General features: G+C 48.0%; 5 protein-coding genes. 2 read left to right on the forward strand and 3 right to left on the reverse strand.

Going from position 1 to position 8,854, the window contains the following annotated elements; genetic code table 11:
• Together SGI97_00820 and SGI97_00825 are read left to right on the forward strand one after the other, a co-directional pair.
• Window positions 1–2,105, forward strand: a 2,105-nt coding sequence (locus SGI97_00820) for a fibronectin type III domain-containing protein (protein ID MDZ4722446.1), incomplete at its 5' end; no start/stop codon positions are given.
• Between the two features lie 204 nt (window positions 2,106–2,309).
• Window positions 2,310–3,902, forward strand: a complete 1,593-nt coding sequence (locus SGI97_00825) for a Wzz/FepE/Etk N-terminal domain-containing protein (GenBank protein MDZ4722447.1) — start codon at window positions 2,310–2,312, stop codon at window positions 3,900–3,902.
• Between the two features lie 89 nt (window positions 3,903–3,991).
• On the opposite strand, the gene SGI97_00830 is transcribed toward SGI97_00825, so the two are convergent.
• From SGI97_00830 to gdhA, 3 genes are all read right to left on the reverse strand, one after another.
• Window positions 3,992–5,362, reverse strand: coding sequence for a polysaccharide pyruvyl transferase family protein (locus tag SGI97_00830; GenBank protein MDZ4722448.1), 1,371 nt, complete (start codon window positions 5,360–5,362; stop codon window positions 3,992–3,994).
• 231 nt (window positions 5,363–5,593) lie between these two features.
• Entirely contained in the window at window positions 5,594–6,820 is a 1,227-nt protein-coding gene (locus SGI97_00835) for a lactate racemase domain-containing protein (GenBank protein ID MDZ4722449.1), read from the reverse strand.
• A gap of 50 nt (window positions 6,821–6,870) precedes the next feature.
• Window positions 6,871–8,232 (reverse strand): NADP-specific glutamate dehydrogenase, encoded by a 1,362-nt coding sequence (gene gdhA, locus SGI97_00840; GenBank protein MDZ4722450.1) that lies wholly within the window; start codon window positions 8,230–8,232, stop codon window positions 6,871–6,873.
• Between the last annotated feature and the right edge of the window lie 622 nt (window positions 8,233–8,854).

Below are 8,854 nucleotides of genomic sequence, written 5' to 3' on the forward strand. Positions count from 1 at the left end.
CCGCAGAGAGAACTTGGTATGCCAATAGGTATGCGTTTTGTATTGGCTCAGGAAACAACGCCCTGAGTAATATCACTGCTATGAAGGCGATAAACCCGAAGCTCAAAGCGCTCGTGTATGACCTGTTTATATTACAAGCCCCAGACACCGTGCTCGTGAAAAATTGGGCAATATCTAAGGGGTACAATTTCGATTCATTGGTTCTGCGCCTAAAAAACACCTTGCCCGCAGATTCGGTGAGGGTACGTGTCCAAGATTTTAATGCCGTAGGATTTGGCCGATTTGTCACTACTCAACCGGGGGGTATTTTACTTAGTTCGGGCTACACGGATGCTCAGACTCGATTCTGCTGGGACTTCCGCAACCCAAAAGTCGGCGAGTATCTTGCCTATAGATGGAAAGCCGCTGCCCAGTCAATAGGATACGACGGAGTGTTTGTCGATGAGGAAGCTATTATCGGATACACCGCCAATAATCCTGGCGGCATTTTCTCTGCCATGGCTCCATTCAAGGATATTATCCCAAGCCTATGGTCGTATGGAAGTCCGTATACGAGCCTCACGAGAAACTGGGGGAATGCGTTTGATCTTGAAGACGCCGATGCCGTCCACAGTTATGTTGATGTGCGTGATTCTCTTCGCAGGGCGCGAAAGGGCTGGATGAAAACGGCGGGCGATTTGATGGCGAGCTATGGATTACAGTATGTCCCAAACTTTGCCGCGAACCCCGTTTCGGCTTTACCGAATTGGGCACACGAGGGCAAAGTCTGCGCCTCGTACGCCCGCGCCTATGTTATGGGAGAATACAGCTATGTTGTGCCATGCAATCCGACCCAGTTGGACAACAATTTAACTATGATGAATGCGTTGTTCAGTGTGAAGGATTCGGCCTTTCAGATGTATCCGGGCTGGATAACAGGCGGGGATTTGAATGTGTCGGCAGGGATGGACATCGAGAGAATTAAGACGATAAATCTCGGCTATATGCTTGTCTGTAATTTCAGAGGCAGTACAACCTACAACTTCTCTCTGGCGCAAAGGGTGGGACAGGTCTACTGGTGGGGCGGGTATGGCATCCATGATTCAACGGCTCAATGGAGCGATGCCTTCGGGAAATACTTCGGTTTGCATAGCAATATAATTGATTCGTCAAATGATAATGCGGCAGGCGATAAAGTAAGACTGGTTGACTATAAAGACCCGCGTGACGCAACGAAAGTTCTGACTAAGGTTTATCTGCGGTTGGCGTCTCAGGCGAGTACCGATTCTGCCACGACATTTGTTGCAATTACCACACCAGCATCTCCGACTGGCCAGTGGTTCCGACTGGAATCACGGACAAAGACTTCCTCTATCGCCGGTTATAAATGGACGAAACACACCGCAAGCACTATAAATGTTTACAACGGTTCAGCTTTTATCTTATCCTCTGATACCATACTGGCCAATGGCGGCACAACCACAGGTGGTGGCGGTGGAGGGGGCGGTGATGTGACTGCTCCAGCAACGGTTACCAGCGCTCTCGCTACTCCCGGAACAAGCTACGGTGAGCTGAATCTCCAATGGACAGCGCCTGGCGATGACGGCAGTACCGGAACGGTTACAGGTTACGAAATAATGTTTCGTGACTCTACTCTCGGCTTACTGACAGCCGCCAACTACGCCAGTTCAACGACCCTCAATAAAGTTATCACCCCGGTGCCGGGCGGAAGTCCGCAGCAAGTAATTTTGAACACAACCAATGGATTGGTCGCTGGCCGAACCTACTATTTTGCAATAAAAGCGTACGATGAGGCTGGTAACTATTCGCCAATTTCCAATATCGCGAAATCAAAGACAAATAATCAGGGTGTTACTCCTTGCTCAAGCGGCGCTACCTGCACCGGCTCAACAGGAAATTTGAATTGTGATCAGGATAATGTTGTCGATGTGGCCGACTTGGTGCTCTTGATCGACTATCTGTTCATGACGCTTACGCCGCCCTGCTGTCTTGGTGAAGCGGATATAAATGCAAGCGGCGGCGCTCCGGATATAAATGATATTACTATTCTTATCAACTTCCTCTTCAATCCCGGAACGTATCAACTTCCTCCTTGCAAGCCATAGCTGAACAAGTACAGGCTGAATTACTGTTCTGCTTTCCTTCAAGCCGTTGGTGGTTAACCACCAACGGCTTTTTCTATTGAATTAGGAACTCAGATGTCGCAATTCAAGCGAAATGGCTCATAAATCTTCCCGACGTTCCGATTATAACTCTGTATAATCTAATTGACTGCTTGCAGAGAGGCATTTGCGAGTATATTTTGTAAATTGACGGGATTTCTATCATATTTTTGGAGTTCCGGCTCAGGAACAGATGGTATAAAGGACTATATGGTAGAGCAGGCAACAAGAATTACCGATATCCAAGATATCCTCACAATAGTTCGCAAGAGAAAATGGCTTATTATCCTCCCGTGGTTATTTGTCGCTCTTGCAGCTTGGGGCGGTTCATATCTACTCACTCCTCAATATAAATCTTTTGCGATCGTCTCAGTTGACCCCAATGTCCGGCTTTCGGGTGATTTGCAGAAACTGTTGGGGCTCGATCAACGGTATCGCCAAACGCAAGCCCAACAGAGCGCAATGCTGAAAAGCTTGTACAATGAAATTACATCTACACGATATGTCGATTTGACGAATGACCGCCTGCACCTTGATGACAATGAGGAACTCAGGGAGTCCGCCCGAAGGATAGCCGCTCGACAACAGGCCGCTGGTACGCTCATGAGCGAGGAACAAGTACGCCTGCTGATTCTTCAGGATCAGCTAAAAGAACAGATTAAAGTGTCAATGGCGGGCGAAGACCAAATTGAAATAACCGCAATGTCGACCAGTCAGGGGAGGGCCAGAGACATGGCCAATGTCCTTGCCGATGTCTTCATTGAGGAACGCCTAAAACAGGAACTGTCATCGCTTCGGTCTTCCCAGGATTTTTCGGATGTCCAATTGCAAAAATACGAAAAGCAACTCGCCGTTCTTATTGATGAAAAGACCCAATTTGAAAGAGAATTTCTCAACGTCCAGTTGGATGTGAATACAACCTCAGAATCCAACCGGAATGAACTCCGTGCGGAGATAGTCGAAAATAACAACGACATTGACAAATTCTATGAAGCAGAGAAGAAAGCGCTGTCAAAACTTGGTTCCCGGTCTGGTGTGAATATTGCCCGTCTGACACTTAGCCAAACCGATGAAAGCCGCGAGATAAAAAATCAGCTAACACGCGAGACATCGAATTCCGCCAATCTGATGGTGACACATAGTTGGGATGATCCGCAAATGGTTAACATGCGCCTAAAGATGAATTCCTTGAACAAGAATCTTGAAATCGAACAACGCCGGATGATTAACGATCAGTTTGCGAGTCTGGATGACACTACTCGACAACTCCTGACTGATCTCTTCGCAGCCCGATCAAATCTTGACTTTTGCTATGCCAATAAGACCAACCTTGAATCGGCCTTAAACGCGCTTGATAACAAGGTGAACACGATCCCAGAATACCAGGCTCAGCTTGATCGCTTGAATCGTGAAGTGGCTGCCGCAACCGAAATTAGGGACAAATTCAAAGACCAGCAGGAATCGTCAAATATTTCTCAGGCGCTGCTTCAGGATGTCTCAACATCAAAATATCGCAAAGTTGAACCAGCCAAATTGGCCCTTGCCCCATTCTCTCCAAACCGCCTAAAGATTGTGTTGATGGGTTTTATGCTCGGCCTTGTCATAGGAGCGGCAGCCGCAATTCTCTCGGAGCTCTTCGACAAATCGTTCAAGAGAGTTGAAGACGTCCAGGATTTCCTTGGACTTCCGGTGTTAGGAGTCATGCCGAAAATGGAAATTCTTCGTCGGATTATTCGTTAGGGCGATTACGCCACTCATTTTGATATGTAATTTTAAATCTAATCAGATTGTGCTCGGCATGTGCCGGTGTCGCTCAAAGCCAAAAGCAATTACACGACGGGATGCGGCGTCGGCTGAGGAGATTGATTTCTGTTCAGGATTGCCAGATATTGTTCATCGAGCTTGCGTTTATTTTCATCAACGTGCCGCTTCAGCGCCGTTGCAATTGTTGGGGCGTTGATTTTGAGTGAGGCAAACTTCGTCTGGACTTCTTCCAAAGTGAAACTCGCAATATCAAGACTATATTCGCCCTGATCCATATCCTGCATAAGTTGAACAGACTTTTCACTGTAACAAAGTCCGATAACCGGTTTGCACAGCGAGAGTGACAAGAGTATTCCATGAAAACGGGTAGCGATCACATAATCACATGCCGAGAGCTCAGCGAAGAGATCCTCAAGCCCCGTGATAGTATGATGTATAATATATTCCTTCGTAAAATTAGGGCGAAGGCGGTGTATATTTTCAATTACATCCCGGATGACGGCGGGACTTACTTTTAACTGGAGAGAGATGAAAGAAACCGTATGCTCCGTATCAATGAGCCAAAGACACATCCGCGCGATCTTCTCGAGATATTCCTCGTATACCCGTTTATCGCTTACCGGCCAATAGCGTTCATCATAAAAGGGAAGAGGATTGATACCGACGATTGGGCGCGCCGCAGGAAACCCATGCCGTGCCGGCACTGAATAGAATTGATGGCTGAATGCAAGATCAGGATATACGGGCCTGTCTGTGCCCGGATCAATTTCAGAGATAAGGTCTTTTGAACCCTGATCCCTAAAGGAAATATAATCAGCCTTATGAATTGTGAACTTTACCATTCTTCGACTGAAAGGTGAATCAAGCGGACCAGCGCCTACACTGACAAAGGCAACTCGTGAGCCGGCGAGCTTTGCCATCATATTCCATTTGAACAATGTAAGAGGAAATCCGGCGACCCCGCCGTTCTCGTCGTTGAGCTGACCTGAACCGGCAATGAGCAGAAGATCAATTTTTCTGAGTATGTGATAAGACCGAACCATCAACTCAAGTTCATTAATGGCCGAATTGATTCCGCGAAAGAAATTGACACCGGCGCGAATAAGCGGAAAGAGAACAGGTACTTTCTTAATGCCTGTGCGCAATTGCCAAGCCAAACTCGTTCGTGCTGACCCAGACAAAGCAGAAACTTGATCACCTTGTGCCTGAGCAGTAGCCTCCTTCTTCCGCATCATGAATGATCTGATCGGAAATGACTGCACGCCATGTTTTTTTTGGGTGTCATCGGGGTTAATGGAAAATCCATATATCTCAGCTTCGGGCAAAAAGCGTTTAATGTTCTGAATCGTTGCGGCAACGATTGTCTCATCGCCGAGATTTTCATTGCCGTAATGACCAAAAACACCAACGCGTTTAATCTCTTGCTGATTCTTCAAGAAGTCTCCGTCTCTCACAGTGCCGAACCGACTGTATTCTGTTGCTTATCTCTTGTACCGGGCGTCCTTACTCGTGGATTAATAACGAGGGGCCGAAAAAAAGATACGCTTAATCACCAATTTGTCAATGAAAGACTTCAATGGATGAAAAAGCGAATTCGTTCTGTCCATTTTTGTATTCAAAGTTCAAGAACCATATAGAGACTGATATGAGCATTATTCATGCCGATCTTAATCAACACGAAGGACGGTATGACCCGCATTTCTGACAACCGCAATGCGTAACTTCTTATTCTCTGAAAGAGCAGAAATAAAAGCAGTTATATCATGTATTGGTTCATAGAAGACCTGCCTGACGATGTCATCATCTAAATCTGAATGCAAATAGATACCTATTCTTCGACTCAGCAAATTAACTCTCGATAATTTGTGAGACCCGAAGCGGGAAATGCCGTCGCGGGCCTGATTCCTCTCCTTGTCCCATTGAAGAGCCAGATTGAAGAAATGCTCTGAGCCGATCCCTTCCTGGCAGGCAGCCGCGACTATAATATTGCCGCCATCGACAACTCCGGCTTGGGCATTTTCCAGCCCTTTTTGAGCCTGATATAGATTTGCGTCAAGCGGAGGATACAGCTCACAGATAACCAAATCGTAAGGTTTGGATACCTCATGGGCATATACTTCAAGAGCCAAGTCGACCGCCTGAGAAAAGCTGGCGAGCATATCATTGACAAAACAACCAACCATTTGCTCATTGGAATCAATCACGGCCTGGATAGAAAGAACATTTGATGAGCGAAAGCTCTCCATGAGTGACTGAAGGTGTTCTGCCACCGGATTACCTTTTAACCTAAGCGGGCGGGCTTCCATTGAATTGGCAAGGTTATGATTGCGCTCGATCGTGGCAAAATCTGTTAGACCGGGGAAAAATGATTTTCTTCCGCCGGTAAAACCCGCAAAATAGTGGGGCTCTACCGAGCCAACGATGATAGTTTTATCAGCCGACGCGGCAAGCGAGTTGATATAGAAATTGTGTTTGAAGTAATCCTGACCGACCAAAACCATGTCGCTGGTTCGGCAGTCATGGATAAAGACTCTGTCTTTAATATCTTCATATAGAGGACCAAAAATTGATTGCAAATGAAGCAATGTCGGAGGGGTATGGGTTCCTGTCGAAATCAGAAATCTTGCGCGTTTCAAAAATCCAGGGGCAAGATTTTTAAGCCATTCGAGAACTATCGATGTGGGGGTGTTGCGAAAGCCGTCATTGACCACAACGAGCGGAGATTCATGAGAAAGATAACTGGGTCCATCACTCTGAAGAAAGGCAGTCTTGAAAGCGCGCTCACCAACAACTGGAAACTGCAGGCCGTCCTGTTTACCAATAAAATCGACGGTGGAATTGGAAGGGACAGGAATGCTGAGAATGCCGCTTCCGTATCGGATATCGACATTCATCTCGTTACCTTCGTGCTATCAGCCTGCATTGCAATTATACAATGCTTTGTTCAGACAATACCCTGATCCATCATGGCATCGGCGACTTTGATGAAGCCGGCGATATTTGCGCCATTAACATAATTGCCCGGGGAGCCGTGGGCTTCCGATGCCTGAAGCGCGGTTTTGTGTATGGATTTCATTATCAAACGGAGCCGGTTGTCGACTTCGTCTCGTGTCCAACTGAAACGCTGGCTGTTCTGTGACATCTCGAGGCCAGAGACGGCGACGCCGCCCGCGTTTGATGCCTTGCCGGGGCCATAGAGAATTTTTGCGTCCAACAGTATGCGGACACCATCGAGCGCGACCGGCATATTCGCCCCTTCTGAGACAAGAAAAATCCCGTTTCTCAAAAGATTCGCCGCGTCTTTGGCGTTGACCTCATTCTGAACGGCACATGGGAAAGCGCAGTCGGCCTTGTGGTTCCAGAGCGGATTAGAGTCCGCTTTGGGATTTACCGGAGTGTAGACCGAGCCTTTAAACTTCTCGGCGTATTCCGAGATTCGACCACGTCGCTCGTTTTTGAGGTCCATGATAAATTCAAGTTTCTTCCGGTCAATGCCAGCTTCGTCCAGAATATATCCGTTAGAATCTGAGCAGGTGATAACTTTGCCGCCTTCGTCGATTATCTTCTCGATAGTATACTGCGACACATTGCCGCTACCTGAGACGAGACACGTTTTTCCCTTGAGTATCTGATTGCGGGTTGCAAGCATCTCGCAGGCAAAATAGACATTACCATAGCCGGTTGCCTCAGGACGAATGAGGGAGCCGCCCCAGTTGATCCCTTTGCCGGTCAGGACACCGGTGAAGTCATTGCTGAGTTTGCGGTACTGTCCAAAGAGATAGCCTATCTCGCGTCCGCCGACTCCGATATCACCGGCTGGGACATCGGTCTCCGCGCCTATATGGCGAAACAATTCGCTCATAAAACTTTGGCAGAAACGCATCACTTCGCTGTCGCTTTTCCCCTTTGGGTCAAAATCAGAGCCGCCTTTGCCGCCGCCCATAGGAAGAGTGGTCAGGCTGTTTTTGAAGACCTGCTCGAAAGCGAGGAATTTGAGGATGCCCATGTCGACTGTCGGGTGAAACCGCAGTCCGCCTTTATATGGCCCGATGGCGCTGTTCATCTGGATGCGATAGCCGCGCTGGACCTGCACATCCCCTTTGTCATCGACCCAGGTCACGCGGAAGGTGATGACCCTTTCCGGTTCGACCATACGCTCAAGAATTTTGGCTTTTCGATATCGCGCATTATTTTCCACAATGGGTATCAATGATTCCGCGGCTTCCTCGACAGCTTGTATAAACTCAGGCTGTTGTTGGTTTTTGGTGCGGGCCTCGGCAAGGAATGAATTTAGGTAATCAGACATGTTTTTTTGGCTCCGTGATATGGGGAGTTAACACACTATTATTCTAAAAAAAGGAATATACGGTATTCTTATTCATATTGGGTACATAAACAATACCGATTTCTATATCCGCATGCAACGGATTCTTTTTTGGAGGGGGTCGGAACTGGACTTTCAAGGCTGTCGGCGCGAAGGGTGTGGTACACGAATCGAGGCGCCAATCTCATGCCTGCCCGCTGTGAGGGGTTCTCCGATATTCGTAGGTCAGTCCCGCCGCGGCGGACTGACGTTTTCTTCTTTCGTTCGGGGCGTCTCTGCCCCGCACCATCTGTAAGATCACACCGTCCGCCGCGACGTCCCGCACGAAGAATCAAAGCCAAAGTCCCCAGCATGTCGTTGCGGGCCCCGATTCTTAGAGGGGCGACGCGGCAATCTTACGTTCCTTTTCTCTACGGTGCGCGACAGAGACGTCCCGCACGAAGATTGATGTGCTGTCAGGCGCCCCCGCCTGACAGTTTAATCATAGTGTCGGGCGAATGGCGCGCGACACCACTTCATACTGGGTTCCCGCGTCCGCGGGAAAGACAGAGAACAAAAGAATCGCTGAACCGCGGGAGTTCATCGCTACAAGACGAAAAAAAGA

This window comes from Candidatus Zixiibacteriota bacterium, assembly GCA_034439475.1.
In the GTDB taxonomy this organism is placed as follows: domain Bacteria; phylum Zixibacteria; class MSB-5A5; order GN15; family FEB-12; genus JAWXAN01.

Excerpts from the sequence above, each read along its gene's own strand:
- gdhA (MDZ4722450.1), bottom strand. The coding sequence starts at position 8,232 with ATGTCTGATTACCTAAATTCATTCCTTGCCGAGGCCCGCACCAAAAAC.
- SGI97_00835 (MDZ4722449.1), bottom strand. The coding sequence starts at position 6,820 with ATGAATGTCGATATCCGATACGGAAGCGGCATTCTCAGCATTCCTGTC.